A 19,085-nucleotide genomic window follows, 5' to 3' on the forward strand; every position below is an offset into this window, starting at 1 on the left:
CGTCGCAGTGCGGCTAGTACCAGTAGAGGGCGCGCCGCACCACGTCCGCCTTGTCGGTGATGACACCGTCGACGCCGTACCCGGCGACGGTCCGGGCGGTCGCGGCGTCGTCGACGGTCCAGGCGAACACCCTCATCGGTGCCCCGTGCGGCCCGGTCAGCGCGTGCACGGCATCGACGTACGCCGGGGACAGGGCGGTGTGCGACGGGTTGATCAGATCGGCGTATCCGGCGTAGCCGCTCAGGTTCGCCGCGGCCGGCGCGCCGAGCAGTCCGGTCCGTACCCCGGGCCGCAGCCGGTGCACGGTCCGCAGAGCGGTGGCACTGAAGCTCTGCACGATCAGCCGGTCGGTGAGATGCCGCCGGTCCAGCCAGCCCTCGTCGTCCAGTGTCTCGAGGATCTGCCGTTCGACGCCCGGATACAGCTCGGGGTTCTTGACCTCCAGGAGCAGTCTCTGGTGGTGCCGCTCCACCCGGTCGAGGTATGCCTTGAGCGTCGGCACGCGGGTGCCCTTGTACGCTGCGCCGAACCAGCTGCCCGCGTCGAGCCGTGCGATCTCGGCCGCGGTGAAGTCCTTGACCTTCCACGGGGCACGGCCGGGGAAGACTTGCTCGGCGTCGGTCGTGCGGCGGAGCGTGTCGTCGTGGATCACCACGAGTTCGCCGTCCTTGGTGCGCTGGACGTCGTTCTCCACCCAGAGGACGCCCATGCCGGCTGCCCGGTCGACGGCGGCGAGGGTGTTCTCGGGCGCGTAGGCGGACGCGCCCCGGTGGGCGATCACCGAGGGCCGCACGGCCGTGTCCGCCCGTACCTCGTGAACGGGGGACAGCAGGGCGACGCAGCCCAGGACGGCGGCGGCCGTGGCGGCAATAACGCGCGCGTGCATGCGTACTCCTCGCGTCGTGCGATCACCTACAGCCCCACTGTGACAGCAGAGCGTGCGCGACGGGGGAGCGCAGAACGACCGCGAGGGCGCGCGAAGAGGGCGACCGGGACCCGTCACCACTGGCGCACATGTGCGGGAGGGCCGTGTTTCTTTGCCGGAAAATCGTTCGACCATTCCGGTGGGGGTCATACTCTCTCTCAGCCTTGGCCGCGCTCGACGGTCGTGGGCGGGCGCGTTTTCGAAGATCAGGCAACAGGGCGAAGGGCAACCGCGCATGCAGGGCACGGTCGACGGTTTCAGCTACGGCCTCGTCACACCGCTGGTGGCCTATCTCATGGCCTGCCTCGGCGGTGCACTCGGTCTGCGCTGCACCACCAGAGCCATGCTCGTCGCCCACTCCTGGCGTCCGGGGTGGCTCGCTCTCGGCTCTGCGGCCATCGGCTCCGGCATCTGGACCATGCACTTCATCGCGATGATCGGCTTCACGGTGGAGGGCGCCCCGATCCATTACGACAAGCCGACGACCTACGCCAGCCTGGGCGTCGCCGTCGTCATGGTGGGCATCGGGATCTTCATCGTCGGCTACCGGGGCGCGACGGGGACCGCCCTCTTCACCGGAGGAACGGTCACCGGCCTGGGTATCGCCTCGATGCACTACCTGGGCATGGCGGGGATGCGCTTCAACGGCAACCTCGAATACGACACGTTCACCGTTGCGGTCTCCGTCGTCATAGCGATGGCCGCCGCCACCGCCGCCCTGTGGGCCGCGGGGCAGGTCAGGGGCTTCCTGTGGAGCGTGGGCGCGAGCCTGGTCATGGGGCTGGCCGTCACGGGCATGCACTACACCGGCATGACCGCCCTGAGCGTTCACCTGCACACCGCCGAGACGCCGACGCCGGGCGACTCGCCCGCCGCCCTCCTCGCCCCGATGCTGATCGGCCCCCTGGCCTTCCTCTGCCTCGCCGGGGTCGTCGTCATGTTCGACCCGCTGATGGTCATGGGCCGGCCCGACTGGACCCCCGCCGAGCACAAGCCCGGCGTGCCCGCGCACCCGCCCGTCTCGCGTCCCGCCCGCCGCTCCCAGCTCCGCGGCCGCCGGCGGGTGGCCCACCGCGAGTCCCGCGCGCCGCAGAACCGCTGAGCCCCCGCCCCGGGCGGCCCGCGGCCCTCCCGAGCCCGCGGCGGCGTCCCGCGTCACCGGCCGCCGCCCGGCGGAGCCCTCGCGCCCGGCATCCGGCGGTTCCCCGGGCCGGTGCCGCACCCCGCGAAACCGCTCGCCCCCGGCCCCGCCGGACGGGGCCGACGCCCGCGCAGGCCCTGCTCGGGCCGCATTGTCAGTGGGGGGTCGTACGGTGGATGGCATGCGGCCCGTTTCCCACATCGAACGCACGGTGGCGCCTTTCGAGGTCGTCAGTCCCTATCAGCCCAGCGGTGACCAGCCGGCGGCCATCGCCGAGCTGGCCAAGCGCGTCGAAGCAGGCGAGAAGGACGTCGTCCTGCTCGGCGCCACCGGCACCGGAAAGTCCGCGACCACCGCGTGGATGATCGAGAAGCTCCAGCGCCCCACCCTGGTGATGGCCCCGAACAAGACCCTGGCCGCCCAGCTGGCGAACGAGTTCCGCGAACTGCTGCCGAACAACGCGGTCGAATACTTCGTCTCGTACTACGACTACTACCAGCCCGAGGCGTACGTACCGCAGTCGGACACCTACATCGAGAAGGACTCCTCGATCAACGAGGAGGTCGAGCGGCTGCGTCACTCCGCGACCAACTCGCTGCTCACCCGGCGCGACGTCGTGGTGGTCGCCTCCGTCTCCTGCATCTACGGCCTCGGCACCCCGCAGGAGTACGTGGACCGCATGGTCCCCCTCCGGGTGGGCGACGAACTCGACCGGGACGAGCTGCTGCGCCGCTTCGTCGACATCCAGTACACCCGCAACGACCTGGCCTTCACCCGCGGCACCTTCCGGGTGCGCGGCGACACCATCGAGATCTTCCCGGTCTACGAGGAGCTCGCCGTCCGCATCGAGATGTTCGGCGACGAGATCGAGGCCCTGTCCACGCTGCACCCGCTCACCGGCGAGATCATCAGCGACGACCGGCAGCTGTACATCTTCCCGGCCACCCACTACGTCGCAGGCCCCGAGCGCCTGGAGCGCGCCGCGAACGACATCGAGAAGGAACTGGGCGAGCGGCTGGCCGAACTGGAGAAGCAGGGCAAGCTGCTGGAGGCCCAGCGGCTGCGGATGCGCACCACGTACGACCTGGAGATGCTCCGCCAGATCGGCTCCTGCTCCGGCGTCGAGAACTACTCGATGCACTTCGACGGCCGTCTACCGGGCTCGCCGCCCAACACCCTGCTCGACTACTTCCCGGACGACTTCCTCCTCGTCATCGACGAGTCCCATGTCACCGTCCCGCAGATCGGCGCCATGTACGAGGGCGACGCCTCCCGCAAGCGCACCCTCGTCGACCACGGCTTCCGGCTGCCCTCCGCGCTCGACAACCGCCCGCTGAAGTGGGAGGAGTTCCAGGAGCGCATCGGGCAGACCGTCTACCTGTCGGCGACGCCCGGCAAGTACGAGCTCTCGCGCGGGGACGGCGTCGTGGAGCAGATCATCCGCCCCACCGGCCTCATCGACCCGGAGGTCGTCGTCAAGCCGACCGAGGGCCAGATCGACGACCTGGTGCACGAGATCCGCACGCGCGTGGAGAAGGACGAGCGCGTCCTGGTGACCACGCTGACCAAGAAGATGGCCGAGGACCTCACGGACTACTTCCTGGAACTCGGCATCCAGGTGCGCTATCTGCACAGCGACGTCGACACGCTGCGCCGTATCGAGCTGCTGCGCGAACTGCGCGCCGGCGAGTTCGACGTGCTGGTCGGCATCAACCTCCTGCGGGAGGGCCTCGACCTGCCGGAGGTGTCGCTGGTGGCGATCCTCGACGCCGACAAGGAGGGCTTCCTTCGCTCGGGCACCTCGCTGATCCAGACGATCGGCCGCGCGGCGCGCAACGTCTCCGGCCAGGTCCACATGTACGCCGACAAGATCACCCCGGGCATGGAGCGGGCGATCGAGGAGACGAACCGTCGCCGGGAGAAGCAGGTCGCCTACAACACGGCGCGCGGCATCGACCCGCAGCCGCTGCGCAAGAAGATCAACGACATCGTCGCCCAGATCGCCCGCGAGGAGGTCGACACCGAGCAGCTGCTCGGCACCGGCTACCGGGCGAAGAAGGACGGCCGCGGCACCAAGGCCCCGGTGCCCTCCCTGGGTGAGAAGTCGGCCAAGGGCGCCAAGGCCAAGGCGGCCAAGGGCAAGGCCGCGGAGACGGTTCCGACCGACCGTCCCGCGGCCGAACTCGCCGGGCAGATCGAGGAGATGACCGAGCGCATGAGGGCCGCCGCGGCGGACCTCCAGTTCGAGGTCGCCGCCCGGATCCGCGACGAGGTCTCGGAGATGAAGAAGGAACTGCGCCAGATGCGAGAGGCCGGACTGGCCTGACGGACGCGGCGGGCGGGCCCGGCTGAACGGCCGGGCCGACCGCTCCGGCGGGGAGGCGGGACCGTTCCCGCGGGGCCGCTGCGACGGCTGTGGCCGGTCCAGGCCCGCGCTGTGTTGCAAGAGCGACACAAAGCGCGGGCCTGGCTACGGCAGTGTCAGTGCCTTTGCGTAGTGTTTCGGTCAACCGCGGGGACCGCGGCAACAGGGGACAGCCGAGAGGGGAATCAGCGCGTGACCGTCAACATGACCAAGGGTCAGGCCATCAGTCTGCAGAAGAACGACGGGGGCAGCCTGACCGCGGTGCGCATGGGTCTCGGCTGGCAGGCGGCCCCGCGGCGCGGCCTGTTCGGCTCCCGGACCCGCGAGATCGACCTCGATGCCTCCGCGGTGCTGTTCGCGGACAAGCAGCCGGTCGACGTCGTCTTCTTCCGCCACCTGGTGAGCGACGACGGCTCCGTCCGTCACACCGGCGACAACCTCGTCGGCGGTGTCGGCCAGGGCGGGGACGACGAGGCGATCCTGGTGGACCTCGCTCGCGTGCCGGTCCACATCGACCAGATCGTCTTCACCGTGAACTCCTTCACCGGCCAGACGTTCCAGGAGGTGCAGAACGCCTTCTGCCGCCTGGTCGACGAGACCAACGGGCAGGAGCTCGCGCGCTACACGCTCGCGGGCGGCGGCGCCTACACGGCCCAGATCATGGCGAAGGTGCACCGCGTCGGCGGCGGCTGGAACATGACGGCCCTCGGCACGCCCGCCAACGGCCGCACCTTCCAGGACCTGATGCCGGCGATCCTGCCCGCGCTGTAACAGGCCCCGGCAAGCGGCACACGACGACACCACACGGCACGCAGGGGGGACGACAGGCGATGGTGGCCGAGCTGGTGCGGGGGCAGAACCACCCGCTCTCCGAGGTCCGGCTCGAGATCCGGGTCTCGGCGGGCCGGCCGGTCGTGGCCGCGGCCACACTCGGGGACGAGAGCGGCAGGATCCACGGCGTCGAGTGGGTGGCCCATCCGGGGGTGCCCACCCTGCCCGGCCTGGAGGTCTCCCGGCAGGCGGCCGCCGACCACCGCCTCGCGGTGGACCTGGGCGCCGTGCCGGCCGCCGTGCACCGGGTCGACGTCCTGCTCGCGCTGCCCCCCGGCGCCGGCGGGCCGGTCAGCTTCGGCTCGATCGCGGCGCCCTTCGTCGCCGTCACCGGACTCGACGGCGCCGAGGTCGCCTCGTACACGATCACCGGTCTGGACGCGGAGTCGGCGGTCGTCGCGCTGGAGCTGTACCGGCGGCAGGGCGCCTGGAAGGTGCGCGCCGTCGGCCAGGGCTACGCGGGCGGCCTGGCCGAACTCCTCACCGATCAGGGACTGCCGCAGGCGCACGAGGTCGCCGCCGCCATCGACGAGGCCGTCGCCCGCGGGCTGGCCCGCTCGGTGCCGGCCCCGCCGGCGCGCCCGGCCGACGGGGACCGCTCCCGCCAGACGGCCACGACGCCCACGCTCGGCCCCGACCCGAGCGGCTCCCCGTACGCCGCGCAGCAGGGCGCCCCGCAACCGAGCGGTCCTCAGCACGGCCACAACGGGGCCGGCCCCTACCCGGCCCAGACCCCGCAGGGTTCCCCATCGGCGGACCCGGACGCCGCCCAGCAGACGCCGGCGGTTCCGCCCGGCGGGCCGATCGACTACAGCCACCCGCGTCGCCGGACCACGGCCCCGCCCCCGCCTCCGCCGAGCGCGCCTCCGCCGCCGCCCGGGCAGCCCGCACGCCCCGTCGCCGGCGACGCGACCGGGTGGTCGATGGACGAGCGGCTGTACAACCAGGTCTGGGGCATGTTCGAGGACCTCGCCCGCACCACGGCCGCGTACCGCAGCGCCGTCGACTTCGCCGACACCCGCATGGAGAAGGAGCTGGACCAGGTCCTGTCCGACCCGCGCAGCAGGATCGGCGGGCAGGGCGACGCAGCCCGCGAGGCGGCGCAGAGCAGACGCGCGCAGCTCGTCGACCAGGCGCGCGAGGCGCTGGAACGCGACCTCGTCCAGCTGGGGGCCGAGGCCGACGTCGTCGAACCGGCGCTGCCCGCCGCGTTCGCGCGCTGGGACAACCCCGTCTGGCACGCCTACCGCACCCCCATGGAGATGCCCATGGCCCTGCGCTTGGGCGACCTCCACCTGCCGGAGAGCGATCCGCTGCGCATCCCGATGCTCGTCCGGCTCCCGCTGGAACGCGGCCTGTGGATCGACAGCGGCCGGCCGGCATCCGTCGACGGCGCGTTCGTCGACCCGCACGAGATGCGGCGTCTGGCGATGGAGTCCGCCGTGGCGCACGTCGCCCGTCTGCTGGCGGTCCATCCCGCGGACGAGTTCACGGTGCACGTGGTCGATCCGGCGGGCTCGGGCGCCCGGGAGCTCGCGCCGCTGGTCCAGAGCGGCGTGCTCGCGGCTCCGCCCGCGGCGGGCGCGGCAGGCGTGTCGGCGGTCCTCGGGCAGCTCACCGAGCGGGTCGACCTGCTGCACATGGCGGTGCGCGGCGGTGCGGCCGACTCCTTGCCGCCCGGGTTCGACACCTCCCATCAGCTGCTGGTCGTCAACGACTTCCCGCACGGATTCGACGACCGGGCGGTGACCCAGCTGCGCTATCTCGCGGACGAGGGCCCTGCCGTCGGCGTGCACCTGATGATGGTCGCCGACCGGGAGGACGCCGGCGGCTACGGTCCGTTGCTGGATCCGCTGTGGCGGGGGCTGCTGCGACTCACTCCGGTGGCCGAGGACCACCTCGCCGATCCCTGGGTCGGTCATGCCTGGACGTACGAGCCGCCGCTCGTGCCGTCCGGCAGCCAGGTGCTCCGGCAGGTGCTCGCCGAGGTGGCGAAAGCGCGCACCAAGTACACGTAAAGGCCTCTGAACAGGTAACTTGGTCTTTCTTTTGCCAATCGCTTTACCTTTTCTTGGTGGTTGAGGTACTGTTTTCCTCACGGAGGGGAGTACTCCTGCCGCGGCGTACCCGTCAATACGGATCACCGATGATCCCGGGGCGCCGGCCCGTCCTTCCAGAGGGCGGGTGGAAGAGACCTCCGGCAGCGCAACGACGCTGATCACCTGCCGTTACGTACTGCCGGAGGCGCAGTGGATGTTTCCCTGACCCTGTGGGTCCTCACCATCGTGGGCCTCGCCGCCCTCATCGCGGTCGACTTCTTCATCGGCCGCAAGCCGCACGACGTGTCCATCAAGGAAGCCGGGATCTGGACCGTCGTCTGGATCGCCCTGGCCGCGCTCTTCGGTGTGGGCCTGCTCCTCTTCGGCGGCGGCGAGCCCGCCGGCGAGTTCTTCGCGGGCTTCATCACCGAGAAGTCGCTCAGCGTCGACAACCTCTTCGTCTTCGTGCTGATCATGGCGAAGTTCTCGGTCCCGTCCCAGTACCAGCAGCGGGTCCTGCTCGTCGGCGTCCTCATAGCGCTGGTCCTGCGGGCGATCTTCATCGCCGCCGGCGCCGCGATCCTCGCCAGCTTCGCCTGGGTCTTCTACCTCTTCGGCGCCTTCCTGATCTGGACCGCCTGGAAGCTCATCCAGGAGGCCCGTGCCGACGGGGAGGACGAGGAGTTCGAGGAGAACAAGCTGCTCAAGTCGGTGGAGAAGCGCTTCGGCGTGGCCGACCGCTACCACGGCACGAAGCTGTGGATCGAGCAGAACGGCAAGCGGGTCATGACCCCGATGCTGGTCGTGATGCTCGCGATCGGCACGACCGACGTGCTCTTCGCCCTCGACTCGATCCCCGCGATCTTCGGCCTCACGCAGGACCCGTACATCGTCTTCACGGCCAACGCGTTCGCCCTGATGGGCCTGCGGCAGCTGTACTTCCTCATCGGCGGTCTGCTGAGGAAGCTGGTGCACCTCAGCTACGGCCTGTCGATCATCCTCGGCTTCATCGGCGTGAAGCTGGTGCTGCACGCCCTGCACGAGTCCGGCGTCCATGTCCCCGAGATCAGCATCCCGGTCTCGCTGGGCGTCATCTGCTCCGTCCTGATCGTCACCACGATCACCAGCCTGCGGGCCTCCAGCAAGGCGGCGGACGAGGCGGCGGGCGCCGAGAGCGAAGGCGCTCCGAAGGACAGCATCGGGGCCTGACCACGGACGACGTAGCGACAACGGCCCCCGGGAGCGGCGCGCGGCGAATTGCCGGGCGCCGCTCCCGGTGCTTCGTTGGAGGTGGACGCCCCCCTCCGACCCGGGGGCGCCGGACCGGGCGGAGGCGCCATGAGTACACCGCAGAAGTTCGTGCAGATCCTCCAGTTCGAGACCGACCGCATCGACGAGATGCGGGCGCTGGCCGCCGACGCCGACCAGCGTCTCGCCGGCCGGCCCGACGGTCCGGTCAGGCGCCTGGTCCTCAAGGACCGCAGCCGGCCAGGCCGCTACCTGGTGGTGGTCGAGTTCGACTCCTACGAAGCGGCCATGCGCAACAACGACGACCCGGACACGGGCAAGTTCGCGCAGGCGATGGCCGCACTGTGCACCACATCCCCGTCCTTCACCGACTGCGACGTGGTGGAGGCCGTCGAGCTCAGGTGACGCGGGCCGGCCGGCCCGCCCGCACCGGGCCCACCGGGCACGCCGGCCGGCGAGCACACCGGTCGCTCCACGCACCCGACCCCGGTGAGCTCGGAAGCCCCGACCGGCCGCCCGTAAGCCACCTCGGCCGCCCGGGCGGCACCGGTCGCAGGGCGATACGGACCGGAATGCGAAGCCCGTACGGCTCTGCGACGATCACTGCATGATCGCTCGGCTCACGTCGGTCGCGGCCCGCTGGACGTCCCTCGTACCGGTGCTGGCGGTCGTCCTGCTGGTCCTGACCTGGGGACGCGACCTGCCCGGCGCAGTCGTCGCCCTGGTGACGCTCGTCCTCGCGGGTGCGGTCCTGGCCGCCGTGCACCACGCGGAGGTCGTCGCCCACCGGGTGGGGGAGCCGTTCGGCTCGCTCGTCCTCGCGGTCGCCGTGACGATCATCGAAGTCGCCCTGATCGTCACCCTGATGGCCGACGGCGGCGACAAGAGCGCGACGCTGGCCAGGGACACGGTCTTCGCCGCCGTGATGATCACCTGCAACGGCGTCGTCGGCCTCAGCCTGCTGGTCGCCTCCCTGCGCCACGGCACGGCCGTCTTCAATCCCGAGGGCACCGGCGCCGCCCTGGCCACCGTGGCGACCCTGGCCACGCTCAGCCTGGTCCTGCCGACCTTCACCACCAGCAGGCCCGGCCCGGAGTTCTCCGACGTCCAGCTCACGTTCGCCGCCGTGTCCTCGCTGATGCTCTACGCCCTCTTCGTCGCGACGCAGACCGTCCGCCACCGCGACTACTTCCTGCCGATCACCCGGCAGGGAGAGGTGATCACCGTGGACGACCACGCCTCCGTCCCGACCTCCCGGGACACCCTGGTCAGCCTCTCCCTGCTCGGCCTGGCCCTGATCGGCGTCGTCGGCCTGGCCAAAGGGGTCTCGCCCACGATCGAGTCGGCGGTGGAGAGCGCCGGCCTCCACCACGCCGTCGTCGGCGTGATCATCGCGCTCCTGGTGCTGCTCCCCGAGACCATCGCCGCGCTGCGCTCGGCCCGTCGCGACCGGGTGCAGACCAGCCTCAACCTCGCACTCGGCTCCGCGATGGCCAGCATCGGACTGACCATCCCCGCCGTCGCGCTGGCCTCTCTCTGGCTCTCCGGGCCACTCGTCCTCGGCCTCGACTCCACCTACACGGTCCTGCTCGCGCTGACCGTCGTGGTCAGCTCGCTGACCGTGGTCCCCGGCCGGGCCACGCCCCTGCAGGGCGGCGTCCACCTCGTGCTCTTCGCGGCCTATCTGGAGCTGGCCATCAACCCGTAGGGGCCGACGACGAAGCCGTGCCCGGAGACGGCACGTGTGGGGGCGCGGACGGCGCGCGGAGGGCTCAGTAGGTCACGGTGACGCGCCGTGCGGGACCGTCGACGCGGACCGTGCCGCCGTAGGGGACGACGAGCTGCGGATCGGTGTGCCCGAAGTCCACGTCGAAGACGGCCAGGGTGTCGGGGGGACTCGCGCAGCTCGCGCTCCACCGCCGCCCACTGGTCGGCGGCGTACCCCGCAAACAGCGCCGGGAAGCGCCGCAGCAGACCGCGCTCGCCCATGCAGCGCGGAAAGCGGAAGACCTCGCGCGCGGCGGGCATTTCGGGAGCGCAGCAACTCCCGGTCCGGCAGCGGCAGGACGGTGATCTGGCCGTCGCCGCCGGTCGACGCGGCGACCGCCTTGATGCCCGGGTCGGCGAACGCGGCGTGCGGATCGTCCGCCCGCTCCCGGGGCGTCGCCCCCGTCCGGAGTGTCGCCGGGTACTAGACCGGTTGCAGCCCGAACTCCTCGCGCAGGCGTGCCAGGCCGGGTTCGAACGGACGCGGGAACAGCTCCGGCAGTCCCGACGAGGGCGAGACGACAGCCACCCGGTCGCCGGGGGACGGCTCGGGAGGGTACGCGGGCGTCGGCATGCCCGCAGGACACGGGCCGCGGTCCTGCGGATGCACCGTGATAAACCGGTCCGAGCGGCGGTCCTCGACGGGCCGCACCCGAACGGACCGGAGGAACCGTGCCCCGCAGCCTGGCCAACGCCCCGATCATGATCCTGAACGGCCCCAACCTGAACCTCCTGGGTCAGCGCCAGCCGGAGATCTACGGTTCCGACACGCTCGCCGACGTCGAGGCGATGTGCGCCGGGGCGGCTGCCGCGCACGGCGGCACGGTGGACTTCCGGCAGTCCAACCACGAGGGCGAACTGGTCGACTGGATCCACGAGGCGCGGCTGCACCACTGCGGGGTCGTGATCAACCCGGGCGCCTACTCGCACACCTCGGTGGCGATCCTGGACGCGCTCAACGCCTGCGACGGCCTTCCGGTGCTGGAGGTCCACATCTCCAACATCCACCGGCGCGAGTCCTTCCGGCACCACTCGTACGTCTCCCTGCGCGCGGACGGCGTCATCGCCGGCTGCGGAGTGCAGGGCTACGTGTTCGCCGTGGAGCGCGTCGCGGCGCTGGCCGGCCCAGGAAAGGCCGACGCGTAAGGACCGGCGTCCAGGACGCCGGTCCTTACCCGCGGGCGACGAGCCGCGCACCGGGCGCTGCCGTGCGTCGGGAGGACACGGCGGGGAAGGCCTGGGCCGCCGGTCGAGGGCGGGGATGTGACCGGCGGCCCGATCCGCGCCGGAGCCGTCATCCCGCGCGGGGCTGACACCAGTTGACCGCGCAACCACGTGTGCGGGGAACGCGCGCGAGGGACCGGCGCGTGCGCGGGATTCACACGGGGCACGCGCCGGACGACGCGCGCCCCGTGCCCGTTGCGGTCCGGCTCACCACCCGCGCGCGTGCCACTCCGGCAGATACGGGCGCTCGGCGCCCAGCGTGGTGTCGTCGCCGTGTCCCGGATAGACCCAGGTCTCGTCCGGCAGAACGTCGAAGATCTTCGTCTCGACGTCGTGGATCAGACGGGCGAACGCCTCGGGATCCTTGTGGGTGTTGCCCACGCCCCCGGGGAAGAGGCAGTCGCCGGTGAAGACGTGGGGGTGGCCGTGCGGGTCGTCGTAGACCAGGGCGATCGAGCCGGGCGTGTGGCCCACGAGGTGGCGCGCGGTCAGCTCCACGTCGCCCACCCGGATCACGTCGCCGTCGTCGAGCAGGACGTCGGTCGGCACCGGGATGCCGGCGGCGTCCTCGCGGCCGGCGTGGGTACGCGCGTGCGTGGCCGCGACGACCTCGGCGAGCGCCTGCCAGTGGTCGCCGTGCCGGTGGGTGGTGACGACGGACGCGATGCCGTCGTCACCGATCGTGCCGAGCAGGGCGTGCGCGTCGTTCGCCGCGTCGATCAGCAGCTGCTCGTCCGTCGCCCGGCAGCGCAGCAGATAGGCGTTGTTGTTCATCGGGCCGACCGCGATCTTGGTGATCATCAGGTCCTTGAGCTCGTGCACGTCCGCCGGGCCGCCGACCGTCACCTGTCCGCTGTACGTCATGCCCGCAGCCTATAGCGGGGGGAGGGCCGGCAGCGGGCCGCCGTCGACCGTCAGACCGGATCCGTCACGGCGACCGGAGAGCCAGCCCAGAACGTCCGCGGGGGCACCCGTGACGGTCACCTCGGGATCCCCGGAACCCTCGGCCTTCCGTCCGGTGTGCCACACGCGCGTGCCGTCCGTCACACGGGTCGGGGGCACCTCGGGATGCCCCTCGAACCGCTCCGCGAGGAACTCCGTCTCGCGCTCGGTGAACTCCTCGGGCAGGTCCTCCAGCTCCAGGCCGATGCCGAGGTCCACATGGTGCAGCTCGACCTCCACCCACCGGCGGAAGGGCAGCCGGGCCGCCGCGTCGACGACCCCGTTGCGCAGCTCGACCGTGCGCGACCAGTCGGCCGGCACCGCTCCCGCGGCCTGGAAGCGCGCCGCGCTCTCCCGCACGTCCGCGAGCTGGACGTCCAGCGGCCGCGGGGCGTCGCGCTCGATGTCCGCGTCGCGCACCTGGGCGTCGGCGTACATGGGACGGCCCTCCAGGACGTTCACGAGCGCGTCGGCGTTGCGGGCGATGTGGGCCAGGACATGTCCGCGGCTCCAGCCGGGCAGGCGTGACGGCTCGGCCACCGACGCGTTGTCCAGTCGGGCGACCGCGCTGAGGAGCCGGTCGGTCGCTTCGCGTACGGACTCCAGGTCATGAGCGTGATCAATCATGGTCATGACCCTAGTCCCGCCACTCCTTCGGGTGAAGACGGCTGACGGAGCCCGCAAATCGAATGCGCGTGCTATAAGGTCGGTTGCGGCGTCGGGCATGCTGGAAGGCCGGGGATTGTTGTGAACCGGTGAACCCGGGATCCTCCCGACCGGCGTTGTCAGTGGCTCCCCCTAGTCTGGAAGAGACGGGGCCTCGCCCCTGTCACTTCTCTCAAGAAAGGTGCGGACCGGCGTGGCCGACCGTCTCATCGTCCGTGGCGCGCGCGAGCACAACCTCAAGAATGTCTCGCTCGACCTGCCACGCGACTCGCTCATCGTCTTCACGGGCCTGTCGGGGTCGGGCAAGTCCTCGCTGGCCTTCGACACCATCTTCGCCGAGGGCCAGCGGCGCTACGTCGAGTCGCTCTCCTCGTACGCGCGCCAGTTCCTCGGCCAGATGGACAAGCCGGACGTCGACTTCATCGAGGGCCTCTCCCCGGCCGTCTCGATCGACCAGAAGTCGACCTCGCGCAACCCGCGCTCCACGGTCGGCACCATCACCGAGGTCTACGACTACCTGCGCCTGCTCTTCGCGCGCATCGGCAAGCCGCACTGTCCCGAGTGCGGCCGGCCGATCACGCGCCAGTCGCCGCAGGCCATCGTCGACAGGGTGCTGGAACTGCCCGAGGGCAGCCGGTTCCAGGTGCTGTCGCCGCTGGTGCGCGAGCGCAAGGGAGAGTTCGTCGACCTGTTCGCCGACCTCCAGACCAAGGGCTACAGCCGCGCGCGGGTCGACGGCGAGACGGTGCAGCTGTCCAGCGCGCCCGCCTTGAAGAAGCAGGAGAAGCACACCATCGAGGTGGTCATCGACCGCCTCACGGTGAAGGACACCGCCAAGCGCCGGCTCACCGACTCCGTGGAGACCGCCCTCGGGCTGTCCGGCGGCATGGTCGTGCTCGACTTCGTCGACCTCCCCGAGGACGACCCCGAGCGCGAGCGGATGTACTCGGAGCACCTGTACTGCCCGTACGACGACCTGTCCTTCGAGGAGCTGGAGCCGCGCTCCTTCTCCTTCAACTCGCCCTTCGGCGCCTGCCCCGACTGCACCGGCATCGGCACGCGCATGGAGGTCGACCCCGAGCTGATCGTCCCGGACGAGGACAAGTCCCTCGACGAGGGCGCCATCCACCCCTGGTCGCACGGCCACACCAAGGACTACTTCAGCCGGCTGATCGGCGCGCTCGCCGACGCCCTGGGGTTCCGCACGGACATCCCGTTCGCGGGCCTGCCCCAGCGCGCCCGCAAGGCGCTGCTGCACGGCCACAAGACGCAGATCGAGGTCCGCTACCGCAACCGCTACGGCCGCGAGCGGGTCTACACGACCCCCTTCGAGGGCGCCGTGCCGTTCGTGAAGCGCCGGCACAGCGAGGCCGAGAGCGACTCCAGCCGGGAGCGCTTCGAGGGCTACATGCGCGAGGTGCCCTGTCCCACCTGTGCGGGCACCCGGCTGAAGCCGCTCGTCCTCGCGGTCACCGTCATGGGCAAGTCCATCGCCGAGGTGTCGGGCATGTCCATCAGCGACTGCGCCGACTTCCTGGGCGAGCTCAAGCTCAACGCCCGCGACAAGAAGATCGCCGAGCGGGTCCTGAAGGAGGTCAACGAACGGCTGCGGTTCCTGGTCGACGTCGGCCTGGACTACCTCTCGCTCAACCGCGCGGCCGGCACGCTCTCCGGCGGCGAGGCCCAGCGCATCCGGCTGGCCACCCAGATCGGCTCCGGCCTCGTCGGCGTCCTGTACGTGCTGGACGAGCCGTCCATCGGCCTGCACCAGCGCGACAACCACCGCCTGATCGAGACCCTCGTGCGGCTGCGCGACATGGGCAACACGCTCATCGTCGTCGAGCACGACGAGGACACCATCAAGGTCGCCGACTGGATCGTCGACATCGGCCCCGGCGCGGGCGAGCACGGCGGAAAGGTCGTGCACAGCGGCTCCCTCAAGGAGCTGCTCGCCAACGAGGAGTCGCAGACCGGGCAGTACCTGTCCGGCCGGAAGGCGATCCCGCTGCCCGACGTCCGCCGCCCGCAGGACCCCTCCCGGCGGCTCACCGTCCACGGCGCCCGCGAGAACAATCTGCAGGACATCGACGTGTCCTTCCCGCTGGGCGTCTTCACGGCGGTCACCGGCGTGTCCGGATCCGGCAAGTCCACGCTGGTCAACGACATCCTCTACACGCACCTGGCCCGCGAGCTGAACGGTGCGAGGAACGTCCCCGGACGGCACACGCGTGTGGAGGGCGACGACCTCGTCGACAAGGTCGTGCACGTCGACCAGTCGCCCATCGGCCGCACCCCGCGCTCCAACCCGGCCACCTACACCGGTGTCTTCGACCACGTCCGCAAGCTGTTCGCGGAGACGACCGAGGCGAAGGTCCGCGGCTACCTGCCCGGCCGCTTCTCCTTCAACGTCAAGGGCGGCCGCTGCGAGAACTGCGCGGGCGACGGCACGATCAAGATCGAGATGAACTTCCTCCCGGACGTCTACGTCCCGTGCGAGGTCTGCCACGGCGCCCGCTACAACCGGGAGACCCTGGAGGTCCACTACAAGGGCAAGTCCATCGCCGACGTCCTGAACATGCCGATCGAGGAGGCCACGGGCTTCTTCGAGGCCGTCCCCTCGATCGCCCGGCACCTCAACACCCTGAAGGACGTCGGCCTCGGCTACGTCCGGCTCGGCCAGGCCGCGACCACCCTGTCCGGCGGCGAGGCCCAGCGCGTGAAGCTCGCCAGCGAGTTGCAGAAGCGCTCCACCGGCCGCACGGTCTACGTCCTGGACGAGCCGACGACGGGCCTGCACTTCGAGGACATCAGCAAGCTCCTCACGGTCCTCTCCGGGCTCGTCGACAAGGGCAACACGGTCATCGTCATCGAGCACAACCTCGACGTGATCAAGACCGCGGACTGGGTCGTCGACATGGGCCCCGAGGGCGGCGCGGGCGGCGGCCTCGTCGTCGCCGAGGGCACGCCGGAGGAGGTCGCCGGCGTGTCGACCAGCCACACCGGCAAGTTCCTGCGAGAGATCCTCGACGCCGACCGGATCAGCGACGCGGCGTCCGTGCCGGCCCCCCGCCGCGCGTCCGGGAAGAAGACGGCCGCCGCCAGGACCGTCGCCGCCAAGACGGCCCCGCGCAAGACGGCGACCGCCAAGACGGCGACCGCCAAGACGGCGGCGGCGAAGGCGGGCGCGGGCGAGGACGCGACCGCGAAGAAGGCCGCGAAGCCGGCCAAGGCGGTTCCCGCGAAGAAGACGACGCGGGCCCGCAAGGCCTGAGAAGGCACGGGCGGAGAACGGGCGGCGTCCCACCGGAACTCCCGGCGGGGCGCCGCCCGTTCACGTCATCCAGCCGCAGCCGCAGCCGCAGCCGCAGCCGCAGCCGACGCCCAGTCGCCGACGATCAGCGGACGCCGGGCCTAGAACTCCCCGAGGGTTCCCAGTTCGGCCGCGTACGGCGGTTCCGCGCCCGCCCGAGAGCAGGTGACGGCCGCCGCGCGCGCCGCGAACCTCAGCAGCTCCTGCCAGCCGGCGGCGCCCAGAGCAGCCGGGCCCGCCGGGGACAGCGCGTCCCGCGCCGCAAGCCCGTGCAGCAGAGCCGCGTTCACGGTGTCACCGGCCCCGATGGTGTCCACCACGTCCACCTGCTCGCCGGGCACGGTGTACACGGCGCCGTCACGCGTGAACGCGGTCAGTCCGTCGCCGCCCCGGGTGATGACGACGGCCGAGGGCCCCGCGGACAGCCACTCCTGCGGGGTGCCGCCCAGCCACCCGGCGTCCTCCTCGGAGAGCTTCAGCAGCGACACCGAGGGCAGCCAGCTCTTGAAGCGGGCCCGGTAGGCGTCGGGGTCCCCTATCAGCCCGGCGCGGATGTTCGGGTCGAGCGCGGTGAACAGGCCCCGCGCCGCCGCGGTGCGCATCAGCTCCTCGTACGCGCTCGCGCCCGGCTCCAGCACGAGCGAACACGTGCCGAAGGACACCGCGCGGGTCCCCTCGGGCAGCGCGTCCGGGGTCGCGAACAGCCGGTCGGCGGTGCCCTCGACGTAGAAGGAGTAGGCGGCCGAGCCGCTGCCGTCCAGCGAGGCCACCGCGAGCGTGGTCTGCTCGGCGCCGCGCTGTACGGCCGACAGGTCCACGCCCGTCTCCCGCAGCCGGTCCAGCAGCGCCTCGCCGAACGCGTCCCGGGAGACGCGGGAGGCGAACGCCGTGGGGGAGCCGAGGCGGGCCAGCGCCACCGCCGTGTTGTAGGGACCGCCGCCGAGCGCCGGCCGCAGACCCGCGAGCGCGCCCGTCCCCTGCGGCACCAGGTCGATCAGGGCCTCACCGGCGACGACGATCACGGGACGGTTCCTCTCTGTGGCTGTCCGCGACCGCTCGGACCGCTGTTCGCGCGGCGGCGGCACCGGGTGCGATCGGACGAAGGAGCAGGTGAGCCGCCGGCCGGGAAGCTACCCCATTTCGCAGCCGGCCCCCAAAACCGGCGTAAGGCCCCACCCGCGCGCGCGAGCGACCGCCGCGTCCGGCACCAGAGCCGGGACGCGGGGGACGCGGAACATGGCCGAATCGGTGAGCGCCGTCTCCCGCGACCGAGCCGCATGGACGGACCGCCGTGACATACGGCCGGGGAGACGCGCGTCGGAGGCACGGGAGGCATGGGAGGCATGGGAGGCATCGGAGCCGGCCGCGCCGCCGGAGCCGGCCCTCCTTACTCGCCCCCCGCTCCCTCCCATTCCCACTCGATGCCCACCATGCCCGACCGCACCCTCGGCTCGACGAGGTGCACCGAGCGGTGCCGGTCGCTGACCGGCAGTTCCTGGCGGCCGCCGCGCGGGGCCGCGGCCGAGTGCTGGGTGAACCGGTGGCAGCGCACGGGCACGGCATGTTCGGCGAAGCGGATCTGAAGGGCGTACTGGCCGCCTGCCGCGCCGAAGCCGCGGACGTACTCGGTGGAGGCGCCGCCGGTACCGTCCTCGACGGCGTAGCGGAAGAGGAAGGTGTCGCCGGCCCGCAGCCGGGTGTCGAAGAGGAGTTCCGCGACGAGCACGCCGGTGCCGTGGTGGCGCCGGACGCGGCCGGCCCGGCAGTTCTCCAGGGCGTGCACCTTCATCCTCTCCGGGGCGCACCCGGGGTCTCCGTGGTGGACGGCCACGAACCGGTCGACGCCGTCCCGGTAGGCGCGGACGATGTGCTGCGACTCGCGGCCGAGCAGTTCGCGGCGGGCTCCGACGCGGACCCGCTCGTGATGGCCCAGCGTGTGCAGTCCGTCGTCCGGCGCGCACTCCAGTTCGTCGAGCAGTTGTTCAAGGGCGTTGGTGGCCCGGAGGAGAGAGCGGTAGGAACGCCCCCCGGCCCGAGTGCCCGCCACGTCGCCCTGCCCGTTCCGTCCGTTCTGCCCGGTCTGGCGGCCGTGTTCGTCCCGGCCGCCACGCCCGCCCTTTGTGTCGTGCGACTCGGCGAGCAGGCGGATCAGGGACTCGTCCGGCAGGCGCAGGATCTCCTCCAGCGCGCGCACCGCGCGCAGCGACTCGGGGCGCTGCGGCCGCCGGGCGCCCTGCTGCCAGTAGCTCAGGCTGGTCACGCCGACCTTCACCCCGTGGCGTGACAGGTGGTGCTGGACGCGCTGCAACGGCAGGCCGCGGGCCGCGATCGCGGCCCGCAGCGCCACGTGGAAGGGCCCCCCTCGCAGGGCCGTGTCCAGTTCCGCGATGACGGGGTCGGCGGCGGCGTCCGCGTGCTGTGTGGCGTGCGGCATGCAGGAGCCTCTCTGTGAATGCTCACGACGGCTGGTCGGACCGCGCGTTGAGTGACCGGGGCCGTGACCGCGTCTGCGAAACTCCTTCACATCCGTAAGGCGGCGTTCAGGGCCCCGAGTTCCCCCGCATTGAAGCGTGTCGACCCTGTCGCGACAACACCTGACGGCCGAGTGGCACGTGCGGGTGGCCGAG

At 71.5% G+C, this 19,085-nt stretch carries 14 protein-coding genes and 1 pseudogene; 9 read left to right on the forward strand and 6 right to left on the reverse strand.

Annotated features, from left to right (window positions below; translation table 11 throughout):
• Positions 1-13 precede the first annotated feature (13 nt).
• Positions 14-886 (reverse strand): glycerophosphodiester phosphodiesterase, encoded by an 873-nt coding sequence (locus ACGFSH_RS05280; RefSeq protein ID WP_393345124.1) that lies wholly within the window; start codon positions 884-886, stop codon positions 14-16.
• A gap of 274 nt (positions 887-1,160) precedes the next feature.
• Between ACGFSH_RS05280 and ACGFSH_RS05285 the strand changes: the two genes are divergently transcribed.
• From ACGFSH_RS05285 to ACGFSH_RS05315, 7 genes are all read left to right on the forward strand, one after another.
• Entirely contained in the window at positions 1,161-2,027 is an 867-nt protein-coding gene (locus ACGFSH_RS05285; protein ID WP_393345126.1) for an MHYT domain-containing protein, read from the forward strand.
• Between the two features lie 220 nt (positions 2,028-2,247).
• Positions 2,248-4,392 carry an excinuclease ABC subunit UvrB gene (uvrB, locus tag ACGFSH_RS05290; RefSeq protein ID WP_393345128.1) on the forward strand — a complete coding sequence of 715 codons (2,145 nt, stop codon included), beginning with the start codon at positions 2,248-2,250 and terminating at the stop codon, positions 4,390-4,392.
• A 231-nt stretch (positions 4,393-4,623) separates the two neighbouring features.
• Entirely contained in the window at positions 4,624-5,202 is a 579-nt protein-coding gene (locus ACGFSH_RS05295) for a TerD family protein (RefSeq protein WP_057580284.1), read from the forward strand.
• Positions 5,203-5,261: 59 nt separating this feature from the next.
• Positions 5,262-7,280: a TerD family protein gene (locus ACGFSH_RS05300; protein WP_393345130.1), complete on the forward strand. Its 2,019-nt coding sequence runs from the start codon at positions 5,262-5,264 to the stop codon at positions 7,278-7,280.
• A 231-nt stretch (positions 7,281-7,511) separates the two neighbouring features.
• On the forward strand, positions 7,512-8,510 hold the full coding sequence (locus tag ACGFSH_RS05305) for a TerC family protein (RefSeq protein ID WP_393345132.1): 999 nt from the start codon (positions 7,512-7,514) through the stop codon (positions 8,508-8,510).
• Between the two features lie 129 nt (positions 8,511-8,639).
• A complete protein-coding gene (locus ACGFSH_RS05310; RefSeq protein ID WP_393345134.1) occupies positions 8,640-8,954 on the forward strand; it encodes an antibiotic biosynthesis monooxygenase family protein in 315 nt (104 codons plus the stop codon).
• A 202-nt stretch (positions 8,955-9,156) separates the two neighbouring features.
• Complete coding sequence (locus tag ACGFSH_RS05315) at positions 9,157-10,257, forward strand: calcium:proton antiporter (RefSeq protein WP_393345136.1); 1,101 nt, start codon at positions 9,157-9,159, stop codon at positions 10,255-10,257.
• A 64-nt stretch (positions 10,258-10,321) separates the two neighbouring features.
• On the opposite strand, the pseudogene ACGFSH_RS05320 reads toward ACGFSH_RS05315, so the two are convergent.
• Positions 10,322-10,890 (reverse strand): annotated as a pseudogene (locus ACGFSH_RS05320) (LD-carboxypeptidase).
• Positions 10,891-10,988: 98 nt separating this feature from the next.
• Between ACGFSH_RS05320 and aroQ the strand changes: the two are divergent.
• Positions 10,989-11,462 carry a type II 3-dehydroquinate dehydratase gene (gene aroQ / locus ACGFSH_RS05325; RefSeq protein ID WP_393345138.1) on the forward strand — a complete coding sequence of 158 codons (474 nt, stop codon included), beginning with the start codon at positions 10,989-10,991 and terminating at the stop codon, positions 11,460-11,462.
• Positions 11,463-11,747: 285 nt separating this feature from the next.
• Here aroQ and ACGFSH_RS05330 read toward each other — a convergent pair whose 3' ends face one another.
• Together ACGFSH_RS05330 and ACGFSH_RS05335 are read right to left on the reverse strand one after the other, a co-directional pair.
• Entirely contained in the window at positions 11,748-12,404 is a 657-nt protein-coding gene (locus tag ACGFSH_RS05330) for an MBL fold metallo-hydrolase (protein WP_393345139.1), read from the reverse strand.
• A gap of 9 nt (positions 12,405-12,413) precedes the next feature.
• Positions 12,414-13,109, reverse strand: coding sequence for a maleylpyruvate isomerase family mycothiol-dependent enzyme (locus tag ACGFSH_RS05335; RefSeq protein WP_393345141.1), 696 nt, complete (start codon positions 13,107-13,109; stop codon positions 12,414-12,416).
• Between the two features lie 232 nt (positions 13,110-13,341).
• On the opposite strand from ACGFSH_RS05335, the gene uvrA reads away from it, so the two are divergent.
• Positions 13,342-16,419: an excinuclease ABC subunit UvrA gene (gene uvrA, locus ACGFSH_RS05340; RefSeq protein ID WP_393345143.1), complete on the forward strand. Its 3,078-nt coding sequence runs from the start codon at positions 13,342-13,344 to the stop codon at positions 16,417-16,419.
• A 140-nt stretch (positions 16,420-16,559) separates the two neighbouring features.
• On the opposite strand, the gene ACGFSH_RS05345 is transcribed toward uvrA, so the two are convergent.
• Complete coding sequence (locus ACGFSH_RS05345; protein WP_393345145.1) at positions 16,560-17,480, reverse strand: carbohydrate kinase; 921 nt, start codon at positions 17,478-17,480, stop codon at positions 16,560-16,562.
• Between the two features lie 365 nt (positions 17,481-17,845).
• Entirely contained in the window at positions 17,846-18,892 is a 1,047-nt protein-coding gene (locus tag ACGFSH_RS05350; protein ID WP_393345147.1) for a hypothetical protein, read from the reverse strand.
• Positions 18,893-19,085 lie beyond the last annotated feature (193 nt).

This window comes from Streptomyces sp. NPDC048481 (assembly GCF_043200075.1).
GTDB lineage: Bacteria > Actinomycetota > Actinomycetes > Streptomycetales > Streptomycetaceae > Streptomyces.

Excerpts from the sequence above, each read along its gene's own strand:
- ACGFSH_RS05285 (WP_393345126.1), top strand. The coding sequence starts at position 1,161 with ATGCAGGGCACGGTCGACGGTTTCAGCTACGGCCTCGTCACACCGCTG.
- ACGFSH_RS05335 (WP_393345141.1), bottom strand. The coding sequence starts at position 13,109 with ATGATTGATCACGCTCATGACCTGGAGTCCGTACGCGAAGCGACCGAC.
- ACGFSH_RS05315 (WP_393345136.1), top strand. The coding sequence starts at position 9,157 with ATGATCGCTCGGCTCACGTCGGTCGCGGCCCGCTGGACGTCCCTCGTA.
- ACGFSH_RS05280 (WP_393345124.1), bottom strand. The coding sequence starts at position 886 with ATGCACGCGCGCGTTATTGCCGCCACGGCCGCCGCCGTCCTGGGCTGC.
- ACGFSH_RS05330 (WP_393345139.1), bottom strand. The coding sequence starts at position 12,404 with ATGACGTACAGCGGACAGGTGACGGTCGGCGGCCCGGCGGACGTGCAC.
- ACGFSH_RS05310 (WP_393345134.1), top strand. The coding sequence starts at position 8,640 with ATGAGTACACCGCAGAAGTTCGTGCAGATCCTCCAGTTCGAGACCGAC.
- uvrB (WP_393345128.1), top strand. The coding sequence starts at position 2,248 with ATGCGGCCCGTTTCCCACATCGAACGCACGGTGGCGCCTTTCGAGGTC.
- ACGFSH_RS05300 (WP_393345130.1), top strand. The coding sequence starts at position 5,262 with ATGGTGGCCGAGCTGGTGCGGGGGCAGAACCACCCGCTCTCCGAGGTC.
- ACGFSH_RS05350 (WP_393345147.1), bottom strand. The coding sequence starts at position 18,892 with ATGCCGCACGCCACACAGCACGCGGACGCCGCCGCCGACCCCGTCATC.